Raw genomic sequence first — 23954 nt, forward strand, 5'->3', positions numbered from 1 at the left:
ATATCGCCGCCCCTGTAGGAAGCCCATCACGCGTCTGTAAGCCGTGTAAGCGAAGGTTGCCAAACCGGGAAAGTGTCGCACTTTGTTACGTAACGCGTGCCGTTTGTGGCCGTAACATCGGCCCGTCGCCGATATCGCGACTTTCCGAAAAGCCAGCAACGACGCGGGTTTCCTGAGACCCCGTTGTCTGGCACGACGCTTGCATAGTGGTAAGCGTCGCCCTTTCAATTGCCCCGAAGAGTGCGGCTTTGACTCAAACCCTCCTCCCGTTGCAGACACGGGAGGAGGCTTTTTTTCAAATTCTTCCGATCCTTGCGGAGCCGAATCTCCGACACGTGATCGCGACACTTTCCTGCACCGCGAACGTGCAGGCGCTTTTGTATTCTCATTTCATCTGTGCGTTTGAAATGTATCGACGCTATAACAGCGTCGACTTCCTATTTGTTTCCTTTATCTTTAAAGCCTTATTGGACGTGGCTTTCGAAGCGATTTTCAACGTTATCGGCATAAACCTCATGCGGGTACTCACCGATCTCAAGTTGACTCCTCCGCTGTCGTAATCGCGTCTATAGAGGACTGCGTATTCAATCGGGGGAACGCAGCATCCCTTTCGTGACGGCCGCACGACACGTGCCGGGGCAAACGTATCAGGGGAAAAGTCATGGAAATCGCCACGCCTGAATTCCAGATGGAACAACAGGAACTACAGGCCGTCACCGCCGCGCTCAACCGCGTGCAGGCCGTCATCGAGTTCGATTTGCAGGGACGCATTCTTCACGCGAACGAGAACTTCCTGCAGACCGTTGGCTACCGTCTCGATGAAATTCAGGGCCAGCATCACCGCATGTTCTGCGAGCCCGATTACACCGCCTCGAACGCATATCGGGATTTCTGGGCGAAGCTCGGTCGTGGCGAATTCGATTCCGGCGAGTACAAGCGTCTGGGCAAAGGCGGACGCGAAGTGTGGATCCGCGCTTCCTACAACCCGGTCTTCGATGCGAACGGCGTGGCATACAAGGTGATCAAGTTCGCCACCGACGTCACAGCCGACCGCACGCGTCAGGCCGAATTCGAAGGCAAGGTTCGCGCGATGGACATCGCGCAGGCCGTCATCGAATTCAATCTCGACGGCACGGTCATCACGGCCAACGACAACTTCCTGAAAACGCTGGGCTACTCACTCGACGAGATTCGCGGCAAGCATCACCGCATGTTTTGCGAACAGGATTACGCCGCCGGTAACGAGTATCGCGACTTCTGGGCCAAGCTCAATCGCGGCGAATTCGATGCGGGTCGCTACAAGCGCATCGGCCGTGGCGGACGCGAAATCTGGATTCAGGCAACGTACAACCCGATCCTCGACGCGAACGGGCGCCCCTACAAGGTCGTGAAGTTCGCCACCGACATCACCCCGCAAGTCGAGCTCGAAGCGAGCGTGAAGCAGCGCGCGGACGACGACCAGCGCAAAGTCGCACTGCTGCTCGACACGGTCAACCGCGCGGCTGCCGGTGACCTCACCGGCGCCATTGCGGTGAACGGCACCGATCCTATCGATCAACTGGCCGACGGCATTCGTCACATGATGGACGACCTGCGCGGCGTGATCGGCAAGGTCGTCAACTCCGCAGGCGAGTTCTCCGGCGCATCTCGCGACATTGCAGACCGCGCCAATACGGTAGCGACCGGTGCACAAGCGCTGGGGGCGACGGTCGAAGAGATGAACGCATCCATCGAGGAACTGACGGCATCGATCAACTCGATTGCCGACAACACCAAGGGTGCCGACCAACTCGCCAAGTCGACGCAGCAGGAAGCCGAAACCGGCTCACGCGCCATTGCCCGTTCCATCGAGGCCATGGACCTGATCAACAAGTCGTCGGAAGACATCAGCGAGATCGTGAAAGTGATCGGTGAGATCGCCGGGCAGACCAACCTGCTCGCCTTCAACGCCGCCATCGAAGCAGCGCGCGCGGGCGAACACGGCCTCGGCTTCTCGGTCGTGGCAGACGAAGTGCGCAAGCTCGCCGAGCGCTCGTCGCAGGCCACCAAGGAAATCTCCAAGCTCATCAACGAGTCGACCAAGCGCGTGTCGCAAGGCAGCGACGTGTCGCGTCAGGCAGGCGAAGCGTTCGAGAAGATCGTAAGCGGCGTGTCGCGCACCACGCAGGCCATTTCCGAAATCTCATGTGCCGCCGAAGAACAGCTCGTCGCCGCGCGCGAAGTGAGTCTCGCGATTCAGCATGTGGCGGAAGAGACGGAGAAGTCGGCGGGCGCGTGCGAGACCATCGCCCAGGCGACGACCGGCCTCAATCAGGGCGCAGAGGAACTGGATCACACCGTATCGAGGTTCAAGGTGTAGGCCTTGCCCGGCGAGCCGCATTCTTCGCACCCCGGGAATACGCTCGCCGGTATTTTTTCCGGTGACGGCCAACCGACTGGCCGCATTGGAACCCACGTCCGCCAAGAGGGCCCGATATGGAAATCGAAGCCGACGCCGACGCCGTCACCCAGCAAGCGCTTCTGCGTGCTGTTCACCGGCATACCGGCATCTCGATGAACGAGAAGAAGTGGACGATGTTGCAGGGCCGTTTGCGCCCGCGCCTGCGCACGCTCTCGCTGCGCTGCTATCGCGACTATCTCGCGCTGCTGGAGAACACGCCGGACGAGATTCGCAACTTCGTGAATCTCGTCACGACGAACGAAACCACGTTCTTTCGCACCCCGCGCGTGTGGGATTACTTCGCTCAGCACTACCTGCCACGCTGGCATGCCGCCAATCCGGGACGCGCCTTCCACATGTGGTCGGCCGCCGCTTCCTCCGGTGAAGAGTCGTATTCCGCCGCGATGATCTGCGAGGAATTTCGGGCGCGTCACCCGGGCTTCCAGTATCAGATCCACGCGACCGACATTTCGAGTCAGGTGCTGGCCGTCGCAATGGCGGGTAACTACGGCGGTCGCAGTATCGACGGGCTGAAGCAACAGCGTCCGGCCATGCTCGCGAAGTACTTCCGTCCGAGCGCAGGCGGGTTCACGGTCGCGCCCGAGTTGCGTGCACACATCACGTTTGGCGAGCACAACCTTTACCAGCGCCTGGCGCGTCGCGAGGCGTTCGACCTCGTCATGCTGCGCAATGTGCTGATCTATTTCGAGACGGGCGATCAGGAACGGGTGTTGGAGAACGTACGACGCACGCTTACCCCCGAAGGCGTGCTGATCGTCGGCGAATCGGAGTCGCTCTCGCGACTGTCCACCGGCTATCAATTTGAGCAACCGCTCATTTACCGCAATCAGGGGGCGTCGAATGGGGCCGTCGCATGACATTCAGGTGTTGATGGGCGAGGTGCGCATCGGGCGCGGTGAAGACGTGCTGCGGGCCACCCTCGGTTCGTGCGTCGGCATCGGGCTGATGTGGCGCTCGCGCGGGCTCTACGGCCTCGCACACTGCCTGCTTCCGGAAGCGCCGAATCCGACGCTGGCCATCGGTGCGAAGTACGTCACGCAGGCGGTGCCGTCGTTGCTCGCGCTGATGAAGGCGGACGGCGCGCGCCGCAGCGAGATCGAAGCCGTGATCGCCGGTGGCGGCAACATGATGCCGCACCAGCCACCGGCCAAGCATGGTCTGATCGGCGTGGCGAACGCCAAGATGGCGCAGGCGCTGATCGCCGAGACGGGCATACCGATCGTCCACGTCGAGGTCGGCGGGGAAGTCGGACGGCAACTGTTGATCGACTGCGCGCGTCACGCGTTTCACGTGCGCACCATTGGCTCGAACGGGGGTGCCGCCATGCCGCGACGCCCTGCTCTCAAACTCGTGGGACGTGATTCATGAATGCACGGACACCGGGATTTCCGTTTCTCCAGCGCGACGCCGTCGCGGGCACGACCGTTTTGCCGCCAACGGTATCGCCTTACCAGGGTTATCAGGGCGTTAAGGGCTATGGATGCGGCTACGGACCGATGCCGGGCGTGACGACATACATGCGCGATGCGGAGCTTTTACCATCCTCCTCATCGGATACGCATGACTTGCCTGAGCCGTGTGCCGACGGCGCGCTAGTAGACGTGGCGTCGCCATCGCTGGCGTCTACCGAAGTCACGCTGACGACGCCAGCAAAAGTACGCGTTGCAACTGCGGACGACATCGAGGTGTTCGGCTCGTTTCATCTGGGCGACGTCGAATTTGCGTTGCCGATTGCGGCGTTGCAGGAGGTCGTGAATTTCCCCGAGCGCATTACGCCTGTGCCACTTTCGCCCGCCTTTCTGCTCGGGTTGTTCAACCTGCGCGGCACGCTCATTCCCATCGTCGATCTGAAGCCGTTGCTGGCGATTGCTGGCGCAACGAACGTCGCGGGCGCCGGGTCCCGCAATGCCACGCCGGTGACGGAGAAGATCGCCATCGTGGATGTGGAAGGCATTCGCGTCGGACTGTTGTTCGATAGTACGAGTGAGATTCTGCGTGTGCGGGCGTCGCAACGAACGGCATTCGAATACGACCCGTCGCACGTTGCGCCGCAGGTGGTGTCCGGTGCCATCAAGCTCGATGGCGGCGACCGCATTTTGCAGATCCTCGCACCCGGTGCGCTCGTCCACATCGAGAACATGCCGCAATTGCTCGCGCGTCAGGCGCTCAGCGCGCCGCAGCGCCGCCAGCAGCGGCAACGGCTGCAATGCGTGTCGTTCACCGTCGAGCACTCGCGTCTGGCGCTGCCGATGAGCGCGATCCGCGAGATCATCCGCATCCCCGATTTGCAGAACTCGGCGCTGGCGAGTGTCTTCTGCGTCGGCATGCTGAACCTGCGCGGCACGGTCGTGCCCGTCATCGATTTCGCGCATTTTCTGGGGTTGCAGGCGAGCCGTCCGGCGCCGGAGATTGCAGGGACGGCGTCCGACCCGAGGCGCATTCTGATCGTCAAACAGGAAGACGTGCACTTCGGTTTGCTGGTCGACGCAGTGGACAGCATCGTCACCTATTACGCTGACGAGTTGCTGGCGATGCCGTCGTTCAGCGCATCACACGCGCAGCTCTTCGCAGGATGCATTCCGCGCGAGCCGGTGGACGCGGGAGGTGCGACCGTCACGTCGAACGACATCGTGCTGCTCAACGCCGACGAACTCTTCACGCATTCGCAGGTGCTCGAACTCACACGCGGGCATCGCGAGTTGTATCGCGAGACGGACCCGGCGCAACGGGCAAAAGCGGGTGAGGCGACTTGGCGCGGCGCGAAATCGTCGCGCGGAACGCGTCACGCGTATGTGTCGTTCCGTTTGCAGCACATGCTCGCGGTGCGTCTCGACCAGTTGCGCGAGATCATTCACGATTCGCCGGATGTGATGCCTGCACCGGGGGCACCGTCGTTCGTGCGCGGCATGCTCAATTTGCGGCGCGAACTGGTGACCATCGTCGATCTGCGAGCGCTTTACGGCATGCCGATGCAGGACGATGCGCAGGCGCGCAAGATTCTGGTCATCGAACACGGCAAGGACAAGTTCGGGCTGCTGGTCGACGCCATCGAGAACATCGTCACGCTGGACGAAGCAGACAAGTTGCCCGTCCCCGCCATGCTGCTCGGACGCGCGACTCACGAGATGCGCAACGACATGCGTGAGGCGGTGGAACTCCCGACGGCGGACGGCGCTGCGCGCACAGCAATGCTGCTCGATCTTCAGCCGCTCAAGATGCGTCTGGAGACAGCGTTGGCGCAATGAGTCGCGGCAACAAGGCCGTTCAAGGGTGAGGAAGCGGCAAGCGCGGGATGTAAGTACTGAAGTAAAACCGGCGGATTCGCGAGCGCCGGTGCAGGGCCCTGCGGCGTGTCGGGGGGCACGCCGCAGGGGTGGTATGCACGTTGCATAGCGTCGAATTGCCAGCGAGACCGAGCTTACAAATCGAATTCCGCCTGCGCTCGCTCCCAACGCTGCCACGTTTGAGCAAAGCGATCCATGGGCTTGAGCCAGTCTCGAAGTTTCGGATTGAGCCATCCACTCACAATTTGCAGCTCGCGGAGGCCTTCGCAACCTAGGCGACGAAAAGCAGTCCTCCAGTTCACTCCATTCCATTACCTGCCGTACCCCGGACCTCGTGTCGTTGAACGATGAGGAAAACGAGTATACTTTCGCCGCTGCCCTAAACTTCCTCTCCCAGCTTCCATACTGGTGATAACGCTAGGTATGTATTTGGCCTCACCCGCGTGGGGTCATCCGAATCGCACAAAAAACCCGCTCGCGCGGGTTTTTTGTTTTTCGGTGCACTCCCAAGACTTCCTTTGTCGGAACACTTCCTCAAATCACTTCATGACGATGGATATCGTGCGTGACGAAGCCTCGGGCATCATCCGGCATCGCTAGCCAGTCGGGATGCGCAAGTGTGCGGCGAACGTCGTCGAGACCGCTGGCCCAGTGATCGAGCATCGTGGACAGCCCGAATTGATAGTCCTTGTAGTGCCCCTCGTATTCCTTGTTGCGATAAATCAGCTGCACGACGTTGTAGCGCTTGCTGCACGCAATCTCCTGCGCCGCATGACACCACGGATCACGCGCACGCACATCCGCAGGCACACGATCGAGCACCTCGCGCAACACGCGTCGATAGTGCTGGGCACGCTGCAAGTTGTCCGTCACCAGACGAGTACGGCTTGAGAACTGAATGTCCTTCTGCCGTCCCGCGACGTCGTTCAGATTATCGGGCAACGGCCCCCGCGCACTCCACAGATCGACCTGAAACGCGAGCGTGTCCCGGCGCGGCGACGTGCCCAGCACCTCCGAGAGCGGCGTGTTCGACACGAGGCCGCCATCCCAGAAATACTGCCCGTCGATCTCCACGGCAGGGAATCCCGGCGGCAACGCGCCCGACGCCATGAAGTGCTCCGCCCGCAACGTCTCGCGCGTGTTGTCGAAATACACGAAGTTGCCGGTATGCACATTGACCGCGCCGACCGACACACGAATCTCGCGCGCATTGATCCGGTCGAAATCGGCGAACCGCTCCAACGTTCCGCGCAACGCAGACGTATCGTAATAACTCGCATGCGCCGGGTCGCCCATGGCCGTGGGCAATGGCTGCGGCCAGCGCGGCGTGAAAAAGCCCTTCTGGCCCTCCGCCATCGCGCGCCACGCCTGCCAGGCGCTGTAAGCGATGCGCCCCGACTCCGGGCCGTTGAGGATGGCGGCTTCGAACGGTGCGGGGAGCGGTGGAAAGACGGCGGGCTCGCAAATCGTCCGCCAGAACGCTTCGAGTTGCTCGACGCGGCGCTCCGGCGCATTGCCCGCAATGATTGCCGTGTTCAGCGCACCGATGGAAATCCCAGCGATCCAGTTCGGTTCGATACCCGACTCGTACAGACCGGCGTACACACCCGCCTGATAGGCCCCTAACGCACCGCCCCCCTGCAAAACGAGCGCCACCGTCTCGTACGGCGGTAAATCGATGGCGCGTTTGGGGACTTTGGGCGGATTGGCCGTCATGACCGTTCTCCTGATGCTTGCTGTCTGATGATGAACACCGTCCCGACAAAGTCGCTGCCGGGACGGCGAACTGCCTCGTGCACTTACTGCATGAACCAGCCGTGGCTCACGACGAACGACTGTCCGGTGAACGCCGCGCTCGGGAACGTCGCGAGGAACAGTGCCGTCTGCGCAACGTCGTCGACTGTGGTGAACACACCGTCGACCGTGCCGCCCAGCATCACCTTCTTGATGACTTCGTCTTCCGAAATGCCAAGCTCCTTGGCCTGCTCGGGAATCTGCTTGTCGACGAGCGGCGTGCGCACGAAGCCCGGGCAGATGACGTGCGAGCGCACGTTATGCTTCGCGCCTTCCTTGGCCAGCACGCGGGCGAGGCCGAGCAAAGCATGCTTGGCCGCCACGTACGCCGACTTCAGCGGCGACGCCTCATGTGAGTGCACCGAACCCATGTAAATGACGATGCCACCGCGGTCGTCCTTGTACATGTGCTTGAGCGCCGCCTTGGTCGTCAGAAACGCGCCGTCGACGTGAATCGCCTGCATCTTCTTCCAGTCGGAAAACGCGTAGTTCTCGATCGGATTGACGATCTGAATGCCCGCGTTCGAGATCAGGATGTCCACGGACCCGAACGTTTCCGCGACCTTGTCGATGCCGCTATTCACCGCCTCCTCGTTGGTGACGTCCATCGCCACCCCGATGGCGCGGCCACCGGCTGCCTTGATTTCTTCGGCCACGGCGTCTGCGCCCTGCTGGTTCAGATCCGCAATCGCGATGGCCGCACCGGCTCGCGCCAGCGTCAGCGCAATCTCTTTCCCGATGCCGCTGGCAGCCCCCGTCACCACCGCGACTTTCCCATTCAACTGATTCACCGACTGGCTCATTTGCACACTCCTGATTCGTCAAAATGGCGGACCATGCAACGCGATGCGTGCGCATGGTTCGTCGAACACTGGCTGATGGCGGACGTCCCCGCATCGATGGGCAGGTCCAGCCGCCGCACAAACAGAAAAGGCGCCTTGCGGCGCCTTTTCCTGCATTACCGCGCGATCGGCTTGTAGCGGATTCGCTTCGGTTTTGCTGCCTCCTCGCCGAGGCGCTTCTTCTTGTCGGCCTCGTACTCCTGATAGTTGCCCGGGAAGAACTCGACATGCGAGTCGCCTTCGAAGGCCAGAATATGCGTGGCGATACGGTCGAGGAACCAGCGATCGTGCGAGATGACCATCACACAACCGGCGAACTCGAGCAGCGCGTCCTCGAGTGCACGCAGGGTTTCGACGTCCAGATCGTTCGACGGTTCATCGAGCAGCAGCACATTGCCGCCGGAGATCAGCGTCTTGGCCATGTGCAGACGGCCACGCTCACCACCGGAGAGCGAACCGACCTGCTTCTGCTGGTCCGAGCCCTTGAAGTTAAAGCGGCCGATGTAGGCGCGCGACGGCGTTTCGTACTTGCCTACCGTCAGCACGTCAGCGCCGCCCGAAATCTCTTCGAACACGGTCTTCGTGCCGTCCAGCGCATCGCGGCTCTGGTCGACGTAAGCCATCTTGACCGTCGGACCGACCTTGATCTCGCCGCTGTCCGGCTGCTCGCGACCCGTGAGCATCTTGAAGAAAGTCGACTTACCGGCGCCGTTCGGGCCGATGATGCCGACGATGGCGCCCGGCGGCACCTGGAAGCTCAGATCGTCGATCAGCAGACGGTCGCCGAAAGCCTTCGACACGTTCTTGAACTCCACGACCTCGTTACCCAGACGCTCACCCACCGGGATGAAGATTTCCTGGGTTTCGTTGCGCTTCTGGTATTCCTGGCTATTCAGCTCGTCGAAACGGGCAAGACGCGCCTTCGACTTCGCCTGACGGCCCTTCGGGTTCTGACGCACCCACTCCAGTTCCTTCTTGAGCGCCTTCTGACGTGCCGATTCGCTCGACTCTTCCTGCTTCAGGCGTTGCTCCTTCTGATCGAGCCAGGAGCTGTAGTTGCCCTTCCAGGGAATGCCGTGACCCCGGTCGAGTTCGAGAATCCACTCGGCCGCGTTGTCGAGGAAGTAGCGATCGTGGGTGACGGCGACGACCGTGCCCGGGAAACGCGTGAGGAACTGTTCGAGCCAGTCGACGGATTCGGCGTCCAGGTGATTGGTCGGTTCGTCGAGCAGGAGCATGTCCGGCTTGGAGAGCAGCAGACGGGCCAGCGCGACACGACGCTTCTCACCACCGGAGAGCACGCCGATCTTGGCATCCCATGCGGGCAGACGCAGCGCGTCGGCAGCGACTTCCAGCGTTTGCTCGATGTTGTTGCCATCGCTCGCGGCGAGGATCGCTTCGTACTTGGCCTGCTCAGCGGCCAGCGCGTCGAAGTCGGCGTCCGGCTCGGCGTACGCGGCGTAGATTTCGTCGAGCTTCGTGCGGGCTTCCATGATCTCGCCCATGCCGCCTTCGACGGCTTCGCGCACGGTCTGCTCGGGGTCGAGTTGCGGCTCCTGCGGCAGATAACCGATGTTCAGGTTGGCCATCGGGATCGCTTCACCCTCGATCTCCTTGTCGACGCCAGCCATGATCTTGAGCAACGTCGATTTGCCCGAACCGTTCAGACCCAGCACGCCGATCTTGGCGCCCGGGAAGAACGACAGGGAGATGTCCTTGAGGATGTGACGCTTGGGCGGCACGATCTTGCCCACGCGGTTCATGCTGAATACGTACTGTGCCATTCGGCTTTCCTGATCCTGAAACGGTTATGACGGCTCACAGACGAGCGCCAGATAGCGGCAAGTTTATCAAAGCGCGGCACGCACAGCATCGGGCGCGTCGATCACGAGGTCGGCGCACGCGTACGCGCAGCACGGCAGCAGCCAGCCCTGCAGCTTCTCGTCGCGCGACAGACCCGGCCACTCGATCCGGTACGTCACCGGTGCACCCACGCCACCGGTCTGCGCCTGACACAAACAAGCACGACACGTACCGTTGCGACACAGACTCGGCAGCTTGATGCCCGCTGCCTGTGCTGCGAGCAAGATCGGCATGTCGACCGGCACGTCGAACTGCCAGCCTGAGGGCATGAGCGTGACGCGATACGGCGTGATGGGCTTTGCGTCGCGGGCGTCGTGATTGTGCCCATTGGCAGCAGACGATCCCGTGTCAGGGGCAGCGGAGATGGCGCGATTCACGGACGGAGGCGGCTACGGTGAGCGGTCGAAGGCGCTCGAAAGCGATGAACGTGCTACGCGGCGAATCTTGCAGCAACGCGCTACCATAACCCACTTTCGCCTCTCGAATCTCATGTCCGACGCTCAGAAAACCGACACCGCGAATGCTGCCGATACCCCTGTGAGCCCCGTCGGCCGCCTCATCGACACCACGGGGCTGCGGGCCGAGCTACAAGCCTTCGCCGATGCCCGCGACTGGCATCAGTACCATTCGCCCAAGAACCTTGCGATGGCACTGTCGGTCGAAGTGGCTGAACTCGTCGAGATCTTCCAGTGGCACACCGAGGCGCAGGCCAACGCCGTCATGCAATCGAGTGAAGCGCGGCATGTCGAACAGGAACTGGCCGACATCACGATGTATCTGGTGCGTCTGACGATGGTGCTTGGTATCGACCTGAATCGCGCGGTCGCCGACAAACTTGTCCTGAACGCGCAGAAGTACCCGGCAACGAAGGCGTGACCCGGCGCGGCGGAAATCGTGCCGAGGCTCTGAATTGAGTGTCCGCCCCTTGCAATCGGGCCTCACGCCCGCATAACGGCCAAAGTCCGCCCCCGAATTTCGATCCGACAACGCTATGTCCCAATCCTCACAGGCTTCCCAGACGTCAGACGCGCCGCCCGGCGCGAGTCACACGCACAGCAAGCCGTCGAAACGCACACTCCCCGCACGTCCGCGCTGGTTGATGCTCGCCATCATCGCGCTGCTGCACGCGTACATCGGCTGGCGTCTGCTGACACCGTTGCCCGTGGCCATTGGCTGGAAGGTGCTGGGCGGGTTGTGGCTCGCCGTCTCGACCGTGCTGATTCCGCTCGGTCTGATGAGCCGCGCCATCCAGAAGGAACCGCTCGCCACGTTGCTGACGTGGACCGGAATGACGGCGATCGGGGTCTTCTCCTCGCTCTTCGTGTTCACGCTGCTGCGCGACGTGGTGCTCGGGGTCGCGATGGCCTTCTCGGCGCTCGACGCCCAGCTCGTCACCCGTTCGGCGGTCATCGTGCTGATACTGACGGCGGTGTCGACGGTGCTGGGCTTCTACAACGCACGACGCCTCGCCCGTGTGGTCGACGTCGACGTTCCGATTGCCAACCTTCCGTCCGAGCTCAAGGGCTTCACCATTGTCCAGTTGAGCGACATTCACGTGAGTTCGACGATTCGACGCGGCTATATCGAAGCGATCGTCGAGGCATCGAACGCGCTCAAGCCGGATCTCGTCGCGATCACCGGCGATCTGGTGGACGGCGGCGTGCCTGCGCTTCGCGACCATATCGCGCCGCTCGGCCAACTGACCTCCCGCCACGGCACCTACGTCTGCACCGGCAACCATGAGTACTACTCAGGTGCCCCGGCGTGGGTCGCGGAATTGCGACGCATCGGTCTGACCGTTCTCGAAAACGAGCATGTGGTGCTCGACCACGAGGGGGCATCGCTGACGGTCGCCGGCGTGACAGACTTCACCGCGCATCAGTTCGATCCGGAAAAACGTAGCGATCCGCAGGCGGCCATCGACGGCGCACCCGACGGCGTGCCGCGCGTGCTGCTCGCGCATCAACCGCGCAGCGCCCCCGCCGCGCAGGAAGCCGGTTTCGACCTGCAACTCTCCGGACACACGCACGGCGGACAATTCTGGCCGTGGATGTACTTCGTGCCGCTGCAACAGCCGTTCGTGCATGGGCTGCACCGTCTTGACCGTCTCGCAATCTATGTGAGCCGGGGAACGGGCTATTGGGGACCGCCGAAGCGATTCGGTGCACCATCGGAAATCACGCGCATCCGGCTCGTGCCGGGCAAGGTTTAACTGGATTTAATGCGATGAAATCTCTTTCATCCGGCAGTGCTTCGCTGGAAACCGTAGCTGTGCGCCTGCGCGGCAAGATTCAGAGTGTGGGGTACCGTCATGCGGCCGTGCGCGAGGGGCATCTGATCGGCGTTCGCGGATGGGTGCAAGCACTGCCCGAGGGCGACATTCTCGCCGTGGTGCAGGGCACACCCGATCAGGTCGACAAGATGCTCGAATGGATGCGGCGCGGACCGCCCGGCGCGCGCGTCATGGAGTTCGAAAGCGAAGTGGAGTACACGGGCCGTCGTTTCGATCGGTTCGAACAACTTTGATCTGAGATTCGCGCGCAAGCGCTTGTCCGTTCCGATCCTGCCCCCCCCCCCCGATACCGATACCGACCCCGATGCCAACGCCTACGCCCAGCACCCGTCGCGCTATCGACGAAGACGCACCCCGCATCGTCGCACTGCTCGCGCAGTTGGGCTACGAGACACCGCTCGACATCGTTCGTCGCAATATCGCGCTATCGAATGCGGAGGGCGATGACGCGGCCTTCGTCGCCGTGGACGAGAACGCACAGATTGTGGGATGTATCGGATTGCACGCACTCACCATGTTTCATCTGGCGGGGCGTCTGGGGCGCATTACGGCGCTGGTGGTGGAGGAGAATGCGAGAGGCTCGGGCGTCGGGCACGCGCTGATGGCGGCCGCTCACGCGTGGTTCAACGAGCAAGGATGCGAGAAATTCGAAGTGACGAGCAGCGACCATCGGGTCGCCGCACATCGCTTCTATGCGCGCCACGGCTATGCCCGCGATGGGCAAAGACTGGCGCGCAAAAGCCAGACGTCGTCGCTGACTTAATTCTTGTGACGGTAGTTAATGCGGCCCTTGCTCAGGTCATAGGGCGACATTTCCAGCGTCACGCGGTCACCCGCGAGAATACGGATGCGGTTTTTCTGCATGCGGCCGCTCGCATATGCCACCACTTCCACGCCGTTCTCGAGCGTGACGCGAAAGCGATTATCCGGCAGCACATCCGAAACGTGTCCGCTGAATTCGATCAGTTCTTCCTTGGCCAATATCGTGTCCTCTTGAGGGTGCCGCTCGCGAGGGGCGCAGCACCGGTGTTACTGTAAGTTCGTTCGCCAATACCGTCCCCGCACCCTGAAAACTAGCGGGGGTGCACATCGAACGCCAAAAGGAGCCTACCCGGTCGACCGGCCATGAAGGCAAACGGTGCACCGAAAGCGGCGATGGTTCGAAGGAACAAGGCACATTGCGGCAGTGCCACAAAGACGAGCAGTGCGTGTCGGGAGGGCGAAGACCGGTTCGGTCTGCGTCATCGGCACAGCGAGTGATCCGGCTCGCAGGACATGGCTGTCAGCGGCGCCGATAAAGCATTTCGCGATCGTCAGGCGATGATCGGCGAATTTTCGCCGATCCCGCAAGGATACGCCTTTCTCCGTCGCCCGTGTGGAAAAAATGGCGCACACAGGCCCATTTGAACGCTTTTGTCGCCTAATTGTGGCGCAATGCACCAATGAGGCCCGCCAGCAGCCGGATTTCCCTCGGGGTCAACGCGGATGTGACGCGCAGCGCGCACTCAACTATGCTGTAAGTACCCGTAGCCCGCAGGAGAATGACCATGAAAACAGTCGCTCAGATCCTGAAATCCAAATCGGTCGACACGGTATATAAAGTGCGGCCGTCCGATTCGGTACTCGATGCCCTGACCCTGATGGCCGAAGCCCGCATCGGGGCAGTACTGGTCAGCGAGGACGACCGCGCCATCGTAGGCATCTTCACCGAGCGCGATTACGCCCGCAAAGTCGCGCTGATGGGACGAACCTCCGTCAACACGCCCGTGCGCGACGTGATGACCTCCGCCGTGCGCTACGTCAGCCCCGAACAGACCAACGAAGAGTGCATGACGCTGATGACGCAGCATCGCATCCGTCACCTGCCTGTCATGAAGGACGGCGAGCTGGTCGGCCTGCTGTCCATCGGCGATCTGGTCAAGGCCATCATTACCGAACAGCAGTTCACCATCGATCAGTTGGAGAACTACATCATGGGCGGCGGCGCGGCCCTGGTCGGCACCTCGCCGTCGCGCCCAAGTTAAAGCGCAAGCCGGATCGACCCGCTCCCGCGCGTCAGACGCGTTTCAGACGCACCTCAGAATTAACGCCGACAGCGAATCAGGGGCACGGCGCTTCACGCGAAGCGCCGCTTTTTTTTTGTCGACGACAAAGAAAAACGCCACGCTAGCCTTTGCGCTAGCGTGGCGTTCCGTTCGTCGCGCTAAACCGTCAGCGCTCAGAAATCTTCTGCGTCGACGTCGTAGTTCGACGGCTCCCAGCGAATCGCCAGCAACGCCAGCAACCCGATGGCCGGGGCGATGGCGATCACCCAGAACACCTTGGTGGCCAGTGCGGCCGCCAGCACCGGGAACAGGAACAGCGAGACGGTCGAGCTGCCGCGCATCAACGTCTGGTTGAAGCCCACGCCTACACCACGCAGCGACGTCGGGTAGCTCAGCGACGCGAACGTCATCGAATGCGCCCCCGGGCCGAAGCCCTGCCCGAGCAGGAACAGCGCGAGGAAACCGAGCGCCCATGCCACTTCACCGCCATTGCCCGGCTTGCCGACAAGCGCCAGACCCACGAGGGCCGTCAACTGGAATGCATAACCCACGACTGTCAGCTTCCACGCCCCTACCTTCGGCACCAAACGCACGCCCAGCAAACCGCCCGTGAACGCGAACAACAAGTTCAGCGCGAGCGACATCAGAATCGTGGTGAGCATCGACTGCGCGAGGAAGCTGGCGATGATCACCGGCAGCCCGAACGCCACCGCGTTGTACGCGAACGACGAAGCCACCGCGATGATGGTCGCAAGCGTCGTACGGCGCAGGTACACACCCTTGAGCAGCTTGCCGTAGTTGCTCCACGCGGCCGGACGCTTCTGCGCGACACGCTCCGCATCCTTCGCCACGACAGCATCGATCCCGTATGAGCGCTTGAGAATCTTCGCCGCGCCTTCGAGGTCACCCTGATTGGCAGCCCACACCGGCGACTCACTCATATAGCGGCTACGCACGGCAATGATGGCCAGCGCAGGAATCGCACCGAAGCCGAGGATGATCCGCCACAGCAGTGCGCTATGCGACGCGGGCAACACCGAGTAGCACAGCAGCACCAGCAAATACGATCCGCAAATCGCCGCGTACCAGGTGGGACACCACATCGCCACCCGCGCCGCCTTGTTGCCACGTCCCTTGAGTTTCGAGAACTCCGCCAGGAAAGCCATGGCGACGGGCAAGTCGATGCCGACGCCCAGCCCCATCACGAAGCGCGCTCCGGCGAGTACGTACTCGTTCGGTGCCAGCGCGCAGGCGATGGCGGCGATGACAAAGCACAGCATGTCGGCCATGAACACACGGTAACGGCCGATCCGGTCGGTGAAGTACCCACCGAGGAACGCACCGACGATGGCCCCAAACGTAATGGCCGACGCCACCATGCCTGTGCCAGCGGGCGTCAGTTGAAATTCGCGGGCAACGTCCTTCAACCCGAAGGCGAGCGCACCGAGATCGTAGGCGTCGAGGAAGACACCGCCGAGGGCGATCGCCACGATCCAGCGTGCGTTGGAGACGCGCGCGCCGCCCTCGTTGACGAGTTGCGCGACATCGGCTGCGGAACGGATAACGGCCGGGGCACCGACACGCGCGGCGGAAGATGCTGTGGAACTCGCCTGCGCAGGCGCGGCGGAAGACAGGGAAACGTCGACTGACATGAGACTGAACCAGAGAAAGCGGAATGCCAAAGGTCGCGATGTTACCGCTTGGTACCGAGGCGACCCAAGTGTTTTCTCGTTATATGCTTAGACGATTCCCGCTCCACACATCATAATTTGCTCATTTAACGCCCAAAAACCACGCAACCATCCCAAATCTCGAGCGATTCCCACTCATGAGTTAAGCGTTTGCAGAGCATGACACCACGTCTCGCCAGATGGGAATATGATCGAGGAACACTTCGAATCGTCGCGCGTTGGCGTTGATGCAGCGGCAAACCCGCTCGCCACGCCGCTTCCATGCGGATGCACAGTCTTTACAGTCGCTTACCTTTTCTTACAGCAAAAAGGTCCGCGGAACCCTACATTCCGCATCGTGGTCGTAGCAGATGCGCACTACCGGGCACTACCGGGCAGTCACATGCCCCTAGCAAACATCAATACCTCACGCTCACGAGGACGAAAAATGAAGATCAAAGCACTTACGGGAATCAGCGCGGCACTGGCCGCCGTCATGCTCGCCGGTTGCGTGGCTCCGGGCCCGCAATATGGCTATCAGCAACAGGGCTACCAGCAGGGATATCAGCAAGGCTACCAACAGCCGGGCTATCAACAGGGGTACCAACAACCTCCGCAACAACAAGGTGCGCTTTACGGCACGGTGCAGTCCATCGAGCAACTGAACGGTCCTAACAACAGCCCGAACATTCTCGGCACGGTGCTGGGTGCTGCGGCCGGCGGTCTGCTCGGCAACACGATGGGTGGCGGACGCGGACGCACCGCCACGACCATTGCCGGTGCGGCCATCGGCGGCATCGCAGGCAACCGCATCGAGAACAGCATGGGCGAGCCGAACGTGCTGTATCGCATCACCGTGCGTCTGGACGACGGCCGTGTCGCGACCGTCACGCAAGCGCCGCCGCTGCGCGTGCAGCAAGGCCAGCGCGCCGCAGTGTCGAACGATACGGTGTACCCGTACTAAGCGACATTCGCAGCAAAACAACAACGCCCGCCGGGTTTGCGCCCGGCGGGCGTTGTTGTTTTCATGCCTGACATTCAAGGAGACGGGGGACGCCCGGGGGACGGCGGCCTCCCATAATTGACGGTTAGTGCGCGTCATCGCACGGGCTTCGCACGTCACACGCAAAGCGAATTTGACCTGCTAAGATACGCGCGCAATCGGTGCGACCATCGGAGGGCCCCCGCCGTTCCGGATCTTTGTCGAGTCCGTCAGTTACCGCTACCCTTCGAATTTCGTCATGTCGACTCAGACGACTTACCACCATCGGCTTTTCATGGCGATGGTCGGCGGCTTTAGCGCAGTGCTCAATGCAGGCGCCTTTTTCACCGTCCTGCGACTGAACGGACACGACCCCTATACCCCTTACGGACTGACGCTCGTCTGCACGTTGGGCGCAGCAGCGTTTATCGTCTTCGCGCGCTTTCATCTGCTCGCCAGCGCCCGCAATCTCGGGTGGATGCTCGGACGCGGTGCCATGCGCTGGTGCCGCGTGCTGGTCACCGCCATCGTGTTGTTGTTCCTGACGTACGAGAGCAGCGAAGACGTGCGCATGATGGTGGCCCAGTGGCTGCTCCTCGCGCTGCCGCTGCAAATGATCGGTCTTGCCGTGCTGCGCGGCATGGCGCACAGCATCAACAACGCCCCCGGCAATCAGCGCCGCGCGGCCTTCTTCGGACTCGGGCCCGAAGCACGCAAGCTGAATCTGCGTCTGCAACGCTCGCCGATTCTCGGCATTCAGGTCGCGGGCTATTACAGCGAAGCACCGATCACGCCGGACGACGGCGAAGTCCTCCCGCCCTATCTCGGCCGTTACGCCGACGCCGCCGCGCGCATTCAGGCCAACGAGTACGAGATCGTCTTCATCGCCATCGGCCAGCAGGACAACAAAGAGCTCACCAGCGAGATCGTCAACCGTCTGTACGATTCGACGGCGGCCATCTACTTGCTGCCGGAGTTCAACTTTCCCGGCGATTTGCCGATGTCGAGCACCGACATCGCAGGCGTGCCGCTGCTGGCGCTGCACGACGTGACCGTGCAGGGTCTGCTGCGCATGATCAAACGCGGCATCGATCTGCTCGGCGCATCGGTGATCATCTTGCTGCTCAGCCCGGTGATGGTGGCCGTGGCCATCGCGGTACGACTCGACTCACCCGGCCCGATCCTCTTCCGTCAGCGTCGCTACGGCGAACGTGGCGAGCCGATCGTCATTCACAAATTCCGTTCGATGCGCGTGTTGCAGCCCGAAGATGCCGCAGCAGCAGCCACGGGCGGACTGCGTCAGGCGCATGCAGGCGACAGTCGCATTACCGCAATCGGCAAGCATTTGCGCCGCACGTCGCTCGACGAATTGCCGCAGCTCTTCGACGTGCTCGCCGGTTCGATGAGTCTCGTGGGGCCGCGTCCGCACGCGGAAGAACATAACGAAATGTACCGGCGCGTGATTCCCGGCTACATGCTGCGTCACAGCGTCAAACCGGGGATCACGGGATGGGCGCAGATCAATGGTCTGCGCGGAGAAACCGACACACCGGACAAGATGCAGCGGCGCGTGGAATACGACCGTTACTACATCACGCACTGGTCGTTGTGGCTCGACATCAAGATTCTGCTCAAGACGATTCCCGTCATGGTGACGGGACGTAATGCTGTTTGAGGCTGTCTGAGGCTGTCAGAGTCGAACGGGCGCGTTGCCCGGTTCAGGTTACTTGCGTCCGAGTTCGCGCCACTGACGCCAGCAGATGCCGATGAAACGGCGATCGTCGACGAGATAGCGACGCCACATACGGCCGGGGTTTTGCAAGATGCGATACATCCATTCCGAACCGGTGCGCTGCATCCATTTCGGCGCACGCTTTTGCATGCCAGCAGCGAATTCGATAGCAGCCCCGACGCAGAGCATCAGACCGCCGGGCATCGTGTCGGCGTACGCCATCGCCCAGCGTTCCTGCTTCGGCATACCGAGGCAGACGAAGATGAGATCGGGCGCGAGGGCACGAACGCGCTGTGCGATGTCCTGGCCTTCGGCGCCGGTCGGATCGAACGTCATCGACGGAATCAGCAGCGTAAAGTCGAGTCCGGGAAAACGTCGCGACAAGCCTTCCGTCAGTTGGGCTTCCTGTCCGGGACGTCCACCGACGAAGACAGCTTTACGGCCCGACGCACGTGCGTTGTCGCACAGCGCGGGCAGCAGGTCGGCGCCGGTCACGCGACCCGGCAGCGGCTTGCCGAACAAGCGGCTCGCCCAGATGATGGGCATGCCGTCGGCAAAGAGAAAGTCGGCGTTGCGATATTCGCGCTTGAATTCCGGCTGCGTGTCGAGACGCACGATGTGGTCGACGTTTGGCGTGACGACGATGCGCGAGCGGCCATCGCGAAGCATGGCGGTTTGCGTGAGCACCTCGACGGCGGTCTCGAACGATACGGCGGCAATGTTCAGACCGAACAGTGCGACGTTAGGCTCGAAGACTTCGCGTACGGAAGATGCCGGTGCAGCTTGCAGATCGGTGTCGCGGCTCATGACGTTTCGTACCCCTGGTATCCCTGCTTTTTTGACGTGCGACGTCCGCACGCATTCGAGAGCAGGCACGATAGTAGCAGCGCACTTCGCGCACGTCAGTGACACTTTTCACAACACGTCGCGTATTTTGAACACACGATGATCCTCGACGCCAACGACATTCCTGCCGGTACCGAACTGCAAGCCGACTTGTGCATCGCAGGCGCAGGCGCGGCGGGCATCACGCTCGCGCTAGCGCTCGAAGCCAGCGGCCTCGACGTGATCCTGCTCGAGAGTGGCGGCGACGCCCCCGAGCCCGCCGTGCAGCAGCTATACACGGGCACCGTCGCGGATGCACGCCTGCATCCGCCTGCCGATAGCTATCGCGTGCGCCGCTTCGGCGGCTCGACCACGCTGTGGGGCGGACGCTGCATGCCGCTCGACGCCATCGACTTCGAAGCGCGCGACTACATGCCGCACAGCGGCTGGCCCATCGGCCTCGACGCGCTGATGCCGTGGTACGGACAAGCCAACGTGCTATGCGAAGCGGGTGAGTTCGCATATACCGCCGAGCAGGCATTTCCGCGCGCCGACCATCCCTCGCGCCCGATGATCGGCAACTTCGAGAGCGATGTCTTCTCGACGAACACACTCGAAAGGTTTAGTTGTCCGACGGACTTCGGCGCACGTTACCGCAACCGTCTCGCCAAAGGTCGCGTGCGCGTAGTGCAGCACGCCAATCTCTGTCATCTGCCTCAGACGAGTCACGCAACGCGCCTCGTCGGCCCCGCGCAAGTGAACACGCTCGACGGAAAAGCCTTCACGGTGGCGGCCCGCGCGTATGTGCTGGCGACGGGGGGGCTGGAGGTGCCGCGTCTGTTGCTGAACAGTCCCGGCGTCAGCGGCAACGGACTGGGGAACGCACACGATGTCGTCGGCCGTTACTACATGAGCCACATCGCCGGGACTATCGGCACGCTCGATCTGTCGGGGGCCAGTTCCGTGTGGCACGGCTACGACGTCTCCGACGAAGGCATCTATTGCCGTCGGCGTCTCGCGTTGCGTCCACAGGCGCAGCACAACCTCCACGCAGGCAACTTCATCGCCCGTCTGCATCACCCGCGCATTCCGGACGCGGGGCACGGCAACGGCATTCTGTCGGCCCTCTATCTCGCACGGCCTATCGTGCCGTACGAATATGCGAAGCGTTTGTACGGCGACGCGCCGGGCGGCGCAGGCAACTGGCTGGCTCACGCGCGCAACGTCATCGCGGATGCGCCCAACACCGTGCGCTTCCTCACGCACTGGCTGACGCACCGCACGCTCGCCACGCGCAAATTCCCGTCGGTGATCGTGCGTCCGGCCAATCTGCGCTTCAGTCTCGACTTCCACGCCGAGCAAGCGCCCTGTGAAGACAGCCGCGTTATGGTCGGCAAAGAGCGGGATGCGCTGGGCATGCGACGCATTCACATCGACTGGCGCTACACGCGACAGGACGTCGAGACCGTCACGCGCTCGCTGGCCGCGCTCGCGCAGGAGATCGCACGCACCGGCGTCGGCCGCTTCTCCTACGATCCCGCCGAAGTCGAAGCCGAGATGACACGCTACGGCGCTTACGGCGGCCATCACATCGGCACCGCCCGCATGGGCGACGATCCGCGCACGAGCGTGGTCGATGCCAATGGCCGTTTGCACGAGGCCGACAACGTGTTTATCGCGGGCGCAGCGGTCTTCCCGACGTCGGGTCAGGCCAATCCCACGCTGAGCATCGTGGCGCTCGCGCTGCGACTCGCAGACCATTTGCAGCGGCAGGCGAATGTGACCGCCCTGCCCGTTCCCGTCACCTCGACATCTTCCACCGCTATCTGATCCCGTCAGCCCTATGAAAGCTCGCATTCTTGTTACCGGCGCGACCGGGTTCATCGGCCGTCACATCGTGGCCGCACTCGCCGCCAGCGACTGGGCAGAGCCCGTCGCTGCATCGCGCCGTCCGGGCACAGGCATGCGCGTGGTCGACGCGTTGTCTGCCGCCTCGCTGGGCGAAGCCCTCGCCGACGTCGACGGTCTGGTGAACTGCGTCGCCGGGTCGCCGGAAACGATCGTGGCGAATGCCCGCGCGTTGCGTCAGGCACTGGACGCACGCAGCACGCCGCTGCCTGTCGTCTACTTCAGCTCGATGGCCGTGTACGGCGTTGCCGAAGGTCATGTCGACGAATCCACTGCACTCGCCGGCGCGAGTCCCTACGGCATGGCCAAAGTGGAAGCCGAGCAGGCGTTGACCGGTCTGCCGACGGTGACGTTGTTGCGTCCGGGATGTGTGTACGGCGGCGGCAGTCCGCAATGGTCCGCACGCATCGCCGAACTGCTGCGCGCAGGCCGCCTCGGCGACCTTGGTGCCGCAGGCGACGCGCATAGCAACCTCGTGCATGTGGACGACGTCGTGAAGGTCGCGCTGAACGCGTTGCGCAACCCGGCAGCCGGCGGTCACGCCTACAACCTCGCCATGACCGGCTCGCCGCGCTGGAACGAGTACTTCACCGCTTACGCGATAGCGCTGGGAGCAACGCCTGTGAAGCGCATCGGCGGACGGCGTCTGAAGATCGAAACGAAGCTCGTCGCCCCGGCACTCAAGATCGCCGAGATCGCGGGACGAAAGATCGGTGTGAAGGGATTGCCTGCGCCGTTGCCGCCGTCGCTCGCGCGTCTGTGGCAGCAGGACATCGTGCTGGACGGCAGCCGCGCGGAAAAGACGTTCGATCTGTCGTGGACGCCCTGGCGCGACGCGGTTCTGGCGGAAGCAGTGCGCGACCGGTAAGACACGGTCGCTACGATACAGCGGGGCCGCAACGGTCCGTCAAATCAACGACGCGACAGTCGCCCCGCCGTCCAACGCCAAAGCATCGCGAATGGCGACACGCCGAGCAACCGGCGTGCGGCCCACGCGGCAGCGGCACCGTTCACGGCAATCGCCAGCGACGCCGCGACCGACGCACCGACACTGCCGCCCATCGGCGTGAACGCCGCCAGCCCCACGAGCAGCACCACGACCGACACCACGTTGATGCGCATCAGCGCGCGCGTGTGCGCCGTCATGCCGAGCAATTCCGGCATCGCGGTGAAGCAGGCGGCTGCGATCTGACCAAGTGCGAGCACGCGCAAGCTGCTCGCGCCATCGTCGAACCCGTGACCGAACAGCCCCAGCAGGAACTGCGGAATGACGAGCATGCCGAGCGTGACCGGCAGCGCCAGACACAACACCAGCCCGATGGCCTGCGCCGCACTGCGCTCGAGCCCCGGCAGATCCTGACGCGCGTAAAGACTCGCAAATCGCGGCGCGGCCATGCCGGTCACGCCGCTGATCAGAATGTTGACGACCAGCGCCAGACGCCACGCCAACGCGAACAAACCCGTCTCGCGCGACGACGCCACAATCCCCAACACAATGGCCGGTGCCGACGTAATCAGCAACTTGGTGAGTTCGAGCGAGAAGAGCGACAGACCGGGTTTGAGCAAGCCGGGAATCGCGCCATGCGGCGCACCCGCAGGGACTTCACGCAGGAAACGGCGAAGCAGCACCGCGCCCACCAACGCTGCCACAGTGAAGCTTGCGGCTGTGAGGATCAGCGTGTTGACGACCGTAAGCTTGCCCGTCGCCACCAGCGGAATCGCCGCCACGCAGAAGACCGCAGGCCACAGCCACGAGTAGATCATCTGGCTGAAGCCCACGCGTTGCAATCCCGCGAGCGCACCCGCCACCGCCGCGCCCATGTTCTGCGGAATAAACGACAACGCGCCCAGCATGAGTGGCACGACAAGCTCCGGCTTCTTCAGGATGTCGTTGGCAAAAAGCGCAGCCCCGCCAGCGAGCAACACCGAGACGGCGGCCGACGCGATAAACACATGCGTGAGTGCGCGACGGATCGTCGGCCGCACAGCGGCGGACTCACCCGATGCGATGTCCATCGCCAACTGACGCGTGAGCGCCTGATCCATGCCGAGACGCCCGAAGCCTGCGAGCGCGACCATTGTGCTGAAGACGATGTAGAAGTTACCGGTCTCGACAACGCCCAGCGCCGCCGCAATCAGCAGGTGAAAGCCGTAGCGGCTCGGCAAATCCAGCAGCCGCACCCCGAGGCTGATCACACTGCCGCGCAGCATCGAAGCGCCGGATTTCACAGACGGTGCGGACCTGTTTGGCGTGT

Annotated in this window: 22 protein-coding genes; 14 read left to right on the forward strand and 8 right to left on the reverse strand. The window is 62.6% G+C overall.

What is annotated here, in order from left to right; all coding sequences use genetic code 11:
* The first annotated feature begins 248 nt into the window (after positions 1-248).
* The 5 genes from NTU39_RS24330 to NTU39_RS24350 all read left to right on the forward strand — a co-directional run bounded on the left by NTU39_RS24330 (position 249) and on the right by NTU39_RS24350 (position 5706).
* Entirely contained in the window at positions 249-560 is a 312-nt protein-coding gene (locus NTU39_RS24330; protein ID WP_150666181.1) for a hypothetical protein, read from the forward strand.
* Between the two features lie 101 nt (positions 561-661).
* Positions 662-2359: a methyl-accepting chemotaxis protein gene (locus tag NTU39_RS24335; protein ID WP_150666182.1), complete on the forward strand. Its 1698-nt coding sequence runs from the start codon at positions 662-664 to the stop codon at positions 2357-2359.
* A 116-nt stretch (positions 2360-2475) separates the two neighbouring features.
* Positions 2476-3318 carry a CheR family methyltransferase gene (locus NTU39_RS24340; protein ID WP_150666183.1) on the forward strand — a complete coding sequence of 281 codons (843 nt, stop codon included), beginning with the start codon at positions 2476-2478 and terminating at the stop codon, positions 3316-3318.
* Positions 3302-3829: a chemotaxis protein CheD gene (locus NTU39_RS24345; RefSeq protein ID WP_150666184.1), complete on the forward strand. Its 528-nt coding sequence runs from the start codon at positions 3302-3304 to the stop codon at positions 3827-3829. The genes NTU39_RS24340 and NTU39_RS24345 overlap by 17 nt, the downstream gene beginning before the upstream one ends.
* The gene (locus NTU39_RS24350) at positions 3826-5706 is read left to right on the forward strand and encodes a chemotaxis protein CheW (RefSeq protein ID WP_150666185.1); all 1881 of its coding nucleotides are present in this window, start codon (positions 3826-3828) and stop codon (positions 5704-5706) included. Before NTU39_RS24345 ends, NTU39_RS24350 begins: the two co-directional genes overlap by 4 nt.
* Before the next feature lie 573 nt (positions 5707-6279).
* Here the strand turns inward: NTU39_RS24350 and NTU39_RS24355 are convergent.
* The 4 genes from NTU39_RS24355 to NTU39_RS24370 all read right to left on the reverse strand — a co-directional run bounded on the left by NTU39_RS24355 (position 6280) and on the right by NTU39_RS24370 (position 10621).
* Positions 6280-7461 carry a DUF3734 domain-containing protein gene (locus NTU39_RS24355; RefSeq protein WP_150666186.1) on the reverse strand — a complete coding sequence of 394 codons (1182 nt, stop codon included), beginning with the start codon at positions 7459-7461 and terminating at the stop codon, positions 6280-6282.
* A gap of 83 nt (positions 7462-7544) precedes the next feature.
* The gene (locus tag NTU39_RS24360; protein ID WP_257960135.1) at positions 7545-8330 is read right to left on the reverse strand and encodes a 3-hydroxybutyrate dehydrogenase; all 786 of its coding nucleotides are present in this window, start codon (positions 8328-8330) and stop codon (positions 7545-7547) included.
* A gap of 167 nt (positions 8331-8497) precedes the next feature.
* On the reverse strand, positions 8498-10165 hold the full coding sequence (ettA, locus tag NTU39_RS24365) for an energy-dependent translational throttle protein EttA (protein ID WP_039393466.1): 1668 nt from the start codon (positions 10163-10165) through the stop codon (positions 8498-8500).
* A gap of 66 nt (positions 10166-10231) precedes the next feature.
* Positions 10232-10621 carry a 2Fe-2S iron-sulfur cluster-binding protein gene (locus tag NTU39_RS24370; RefSeq protein ID WP_308340632.1) on the reverse strand — a complete coding sequence of 130 codons (390 nt, stop codon included), beginning with the start codon at positions 10619-10621 and terminating at the stop codon, positions 10232-10234.
* Between the two features lie 112 nt (positions 10622-10733).
* Here NTU39_RS24370 and NTU39_RS24375 point away from each other — a divergent pair, with 112 nt between their 5' ends.
* From NTU39_RS24375 to NTU39_RS24390, 4 genes are all read left to right on the forward strand, one after another.
* A complete protein-coding gene (locus NTU39_RS24375) occupies positions 10734-11120 on the forward strand; it encodes a nucleotide pyrophosphohydrolase (RefSeq protein WP_150666187.1) in 387 nt (128 codons plus the stop codon).
* Positions 11121-11343: 223 nt separating this feature from the next.
* Positions 11344-12456 (forward strand): metallophosphoesterase, encoded by a 1113-nt coding sequence (locus NTU39_RS24380; protein WP_150666296.1) that lies wholly within the window; start codon positions 11344-11346, stop codon positions 12454-12456.
* A 14-nt stretch (positions 12457-12470) separates the two neighbouring features.
* Entirely contained in the window at positions 12471-12770 is a 300-nt protein-coding gene (locus NTU39_RS24385) for an acylphosphatase (RefSeq protein WP_150666188.1), read from the forward strand.
* 71 nt (positions 12771-12841) lie between these two features.
* Entirely contained in the window at positions 12842-13300 is a 459-nt protein-coding gene (locus NTU39_RS24390; protein ID WP_150666189.1) for a GNAT family N-acetyltransferase, read from the forward strand.
* Here NTU39_RS24390 and infA read toward each other — a convergent pair.
* Positions 13297-13518 (reverse strand): translation initiation factor IF-1, encoded by a 222-nt coding sequence (infA, locus tag NTU39_RS24395; RefSeq protein ID WP_039393473.1) that lies wholly within the window; start codon positions 13516-13518, stop codon positions 13297-13299. The genes NTU39_RS24390 and infA overlap by 4 nt on opposite strands.
* A gap of 566 nt (positions 13519-14084) precedes the next feature.
* Between infA and NTU39_RS24400 the strand changes: the two genes are divergently transcribed.
* Positions 14085-14561, forward strand: coding sequence for a CBS domain-containing protein (locus tag NTU39_RS24400; RefSeq protein WP_150666190.1), 477 nt, complete (start codon positions 14085-14087; stop codon positions 14559-14561).
* Between the two features lie 194 nt (positions 14562-14755).
* On the opposite strand, the gene NTU39_RS24405 is transcribed toward NTU39_RS24400, so the two are convergent.
* Entirely contained in the window at positions 14756-16234 is a 1479-nt protein-coding gene (locus tag NTU39_RS24405) for an MFS transporter (RefSeq protein WP_257958762.1), read from the reverse strand.
* Between the two features lie 466 nt (positions 16235-16700).
* Here NTU39_RS24405 and NTU39_RS24410 point away from each other — a divergent pair, with 466 nt between their 5' ends.
* Together NTU39_RS24410 and NTU39_RS24415 are read left to right on the forward strand one after the other, a co-directional pair.
* The gene (locus NTU39_RS24410; protein WP_150666192.1) at positions 16701-17216 is read left to right on the forward strand and encodes a glycine zipper 2TM domain-containing protein; all 516 of its coding nucleotides are present in this window, start codon (positions 16701-16703) and stop codon (positions 17214-17216) included.
* A gap of 277 nt (positions 17217-17493) precedes the next feature.
* The gene (locus NTU39_RS24415; RefSeq protein WP_246184728.1) at positions 17494-18909 is read left to right on the forward strand and encodes an undecaprenyl-phosphate glucose phosphotransferase; all 1416 of its coding nucleotides are present in this window, start codon (positions 17494-17496) and stop codon (positions 18907-18909) included.
* Positions 18910-18957: 48 nt separating this feature from the next.
* Here the strand turns inward: NTU39_RS24415 and NTU39_RS24420 are convergent, their stop codons facing one another.
* Positions 18958-19773 carry a WecB/TagA/CpsF family glycosyltransferase gene (locus NTU39_RS24420; protein WP_150666193.1) on the reverse strand — a complete coding sequence of 272 codons (816 nt, stop codon included), beginning with the start codon at positions 19771-19773 and terminating at the stop codon, positions 18958-18960.
* Positions 19774-19911: 138 nt separating this feature from the next.
* Between NTU39_RS24420 and NTU39_RS24425 the strand changes: the two genes are divergently transcribed.
* Positions 19912-21621: an FAD-dependent oxidoreductase gene (locus NTU39_RS24425; protein WP_257958763.1), complete on the forward strand. Its 1710-nt coding sequence runs from the start codon at positions 19912-19914 to the stop codon at positions 21619-21621.
* A gap of 13 nt (positions 21622-21634) precedes the next feature.
* Complete coding sequence (locus NTU39_RS24430) at positions 21635-22567, forward strand: NAD-dependent epimerase/dehydratase family protein (RefSeq protein ID WP_257958764.1); 933 nt, start codon at positions 21635-21637, stop codon at positions 22565-22567.
* A 44-nt stretch (positions 22568-22611) separates the two neighbouring features.
* On the opposite strand, the gene NTU39_RS24435 is transcribed toward NTU39_RS24430, so the two are convergent.
* Entirely contained in the window at positions 22612-23910 is a 1299-nt protein-coding gene (locus tag NTU39_RS24435; protein ID WP_150666196.1) for a lipopolysaccharide biosynthesis protein, read from the reverse strand.
* Positions 23911-23954: the final 44 nt, after the last annotated feature.

It is taken from the genome of Pandoraea commovens (genome assembly GCF_024704525.1).
Classification (GTDB): Bacteria; Pseudomonadota; Gammaproteobacteria; order Burkholderiales; family Burkholderiaceae; genus Pandoraea; species Pandoraea commovens.

Excerpts from the sequence above, each read along its gene's own strand:
- NTU39_RS24410 (WP_150666192.1), top strand. The coding sequence starts at position 16,701 with ATGAAGATCAAAGCACTTACGGGAATCAGCGCGGCACTGGCCGCCGTC.
- NTU39_RS24425 (WP_257958763.1), top strand. The coding sequence starts at position 19,912 with ATGATCCTCGACGCCAACGACATTCCTGCCGGTACCGAACTGCAAGCC.
- NTU39_RS24335 (WP_150666182.1), top strand. The coding sequence starts at position 662 with ATGGAAATCGCCACGCCTGAATTCCAGATGGAACAACAGGAACTACAG.
- NTU39_RS24430 (WP_257958764.1), top strand. The coding sequence starts at position 21,635 with ATGAAAGCTCGCATTCTTGTTACCGGCGCGACCGGGTTCATCGGCCGT.
- ettA (WP_039393466.1), bottom strand. The coding sequence starts at position 10,165 with ATGGCACAGTACGTATTCAGCATGAACCGCGTGGGCAAGATCGTGCCG.
- NTU39_RS24380 (WP_150666296.1), top strand. The coding sequence starts at position 11,344 with ATGCTCGCCATCATCGCGCTGCTGCACGCGTACATCGGCTGGCGTCTG.
- NTU39_RS24340 (WP_150666183.1), top strand. The coding sequence starts at position 2,476 with ATGGAAATCGAAGCCGACGCCGACGCCGTCACCCAGCAAGCGCTTCTG.
- NTU39_RS24390 (WP_150666189.1), top strand. The coding sequence starts at position 12,842 with ATGCCAACGCCTACGCCCAGCACCCGTCGCGCTATCGACGAAGACGCA.
- NTU39_RS24345 (WP_150666184.1), top strand. The coding sequence starts at position 3,302 with ATGGGGCCGTCGCATGACATTCAGGTGTTGATGGGCGAGGTGCGCATC.
- NTU39_RS24415 (WP_246184728.1), top strand. The coding sequence starts at position 17,494 with ATGTCGACTCAGACGACTTACCACCATCGGCTTTTCATGGCGATGGTC.
- NTU39_RS24400 (WP_150666190.1), top strand. The coding sequence starts at position 14,085 with ATGAAAACAGTCGCTCAGATCCTGAAATCCAAATCGGTCGACACGGTA.
- NTU39_RS24405 (WP_257958762.1), bottom strand. The coding sequence starts at position 16,234 with ATGTCAGTCGACGTTTCCCTGTCTTCCGCCGCGCCTGCGCAGGCGAGT.
- NTU39_RS24420 (WP_150666193.1), bottom strand. The coding sequence starts at position 19,773 with ATGAGCCGCGACACCGATCTGCAAGCTGCACCGGCATCTTCCGTACGC.
- NTU39_RS24355 (WP_150666186.1), bottom strand. The coding sequence starts at position 7,461 with ATGACGGCCAATCCGCCCAAAGTCCCCAAACGCGCCATCGATTTACCG.
- NTU39_RS24385 (WP_150666188.1), top strand. The coding sequence starts at position 12,471 with ATGAAATCTCTTTCATCCGGCAGTGCTTCGCTGGAAACCGTAGCTGTG.
- NTU39_RS24435 (WP_150666196.1), bottom strand. The coding sequence starts at position 23,910 with ATGCTGCGCGGCAGTGTGATCAGCCTCGGGGTGCGGCTGCTGGATTTG.
- NTU39_RS24375 (WP_150666187.1), top strand. The coding sequence starts at position 10,734 with ATGTCCGACGCTCAGAAAACCGACACCGCGAATGCTGCCGATACCCCT.
- NTU39_RS24350 (WP_150666185.1), top strand. The coding sequence starts at position 3,826 with ATGAATGCACGGACACCGGGATTTCCGTTTCTCCAGCGCGACGCCGTC.